The sequence below is a fragment of the Caballeronia mineralivorans PML1(12) genome (assembly GCF_001028175.1).
In the GTDB taxonomy this organism is placed as follows: domain Bacteria; phylum Pseudomonadota; class Gammaproteobacteria; order Burkholderiales; family Burkholderiaceae; genus Caballeronia; species Caballeronia mineralivorans.
Genome location: NZ_AEJF01000355.1, coordinates 1 through 1,595, shown reverse-complemented (window position 1 = coordinate 1,595; position 1,595 = coordinate 1). Strand labels below are relative to the sequence as shown.

Here is a 1,595-nt window from a genome sequence, read left to right as displayed (position 1 = left end):
GGCCCAGACCGTGTCAAAACGCGTAGCCGTCGGGAATTTGACGACACGCTATCTCGGCGGCAGATCGCGGCTTATTGATTGCGGCACCACAAAGGTCAGATCAGAGCTGAACGTATTGCAAGGACCCGTCCGCCCCGCGCGGGCTTCACGCCCGCATCGCCCTCATAACCGTTTCTGAACCGATTAGCTTGATAACCCGCTTCATGTTGTAGGCAAGCACGTGCAGGCTCATCTCGGTGCTTACTCGCTCGATAGTGCGCGTTAGGAAATGAGTCGCTCCCATCCACGCCTTGATCGTGCCGAAGGGATGCTCGACAGTCTGTCGTCGGATACGCATCATGTCCGGGGCGAGATCAAGCCGGACCTGCATCTCTTCGAGCAATCCTTCGTGCTCCCAGCGCGTTACCCGGCGTTCGGTGCTTGGAGTGCATTGATCTTTCAATGAGCACTGTTGGCACTGCGAGCTCCAGTAGAGATCTAACTTCAGACCACGTTCGGTTGTCCTGTAGCGCCATATGAGACGCTCGCCCGCCGGACATCGATACTCGTTCTTCTCAGCGTCGTAGATAAAATCTTCTTTGTCGAAGCGGCCGTCGAAGGTCGCGCCCGAGGTCTTCGTCTTGGGAACAAACACCGTGATGCCGGCCTCGTGGCAGGCGAGTATCTCCTCGCTCTTGTAATAGCCTCGATCGGCTACTGCCGTGAGTTTATCGACACCCATTTCCGTACGCGCGAACTTGGCCATTGACGTGAGTTGGTCACGATCAATGCCGTTGTTGGTGACCTCGTGCGCGACAATCAGATGGTGCTTCGCATCGACCGCTACTTGAACGTTGTAGCCGACGACGCCTGTCCCCCGCGTCTTCATCGAGCGCGCGTCCGGGTCCGTGAGCGACACTTGCTTGTCCGGCGCCGCGTCGAGTTGAACTTCGACTTGCTTGAGGGTTTGCATTTGCTCCTTGAGAGCCGCGATCTTGTCTTGCAGCCGTTCTGTCTTCGCCTTCGCAATCGTAGGCTCCTGACGGTCGGCGGTGTCCATTTGCACTAGATAACGGCTGATGCTTGCCTCGATGTCCCGCATTCGCCGTTCTAGTTTTGCGCTCGTGAAGTTGCGGTCGCGATGGTTCACTGCCTTAAACTTGCTCCCGTCTATCGCAACGAGCGCTTCGGAGAACAGGTCCAGGCGTTGGCATAGCATGACGAACTGACGGCAGACGCGGCGGATCGCTTTGCCGTTGTCTTTGCGGAACCGCGCAATGGTCTTGAAGTCCGGTGCCAAGCGGCCGGTGAGCCACATCAATTCAATGTTGCGTTGGGCCTCGCGCTCAAGGCGACGACTGGATTGAACACGGTTCAGGTAACCGTAGATGTAGATCTTAAGCATTACCTCCGGGTGATATGAAGGCCGGCCAGTAAGTGCTGGTTCGACGCCTTCAAACCCAAGCTTCTGAAGATCAAGTTCATCTACAAAAACGTCGACTACGCGCACAGGGTTCGTGTCCGTCACATAGTCGTCGAGCGCTTCGGGAAGAAGAAAGCTTTGCGTACGATTGTCGCCTTGAACGAACCGCTTCATCTCGCTTGCCTCCGCCATC

The 1,595-nt window shown here is 56.6% G+C and carries 1 protein-coding gene; it reads right to left on the bottom strand.

Features of this window, described 5'->3' with window-relative positions; translation table 11 throughout:
* Positions 1–145: 145 nt before the first annotated feature.
* Positions 146–1,576 (bottom strand): IS1182 family transposase, encoded by a 1,431-nt coding sequence (locus EOS_RS42995; protein WP_047898347.1) that lies wholly within the window; start codon positions 1,574–1,576, stop codon positions 146–148.
* Positions 1,577–1,595: the final 19 nt, after the last annotated feature.

What these genes read in the sequence shown, in the direction of transcription:
- EOS_RS42995 (WP_047898347.1), bottom strand. Translation starts at nt 1,576, where the DNA reads ATGAAGCGGTTCGTTCAAGGCGACAATCGTACGCAAAGCTTTCTTCTT.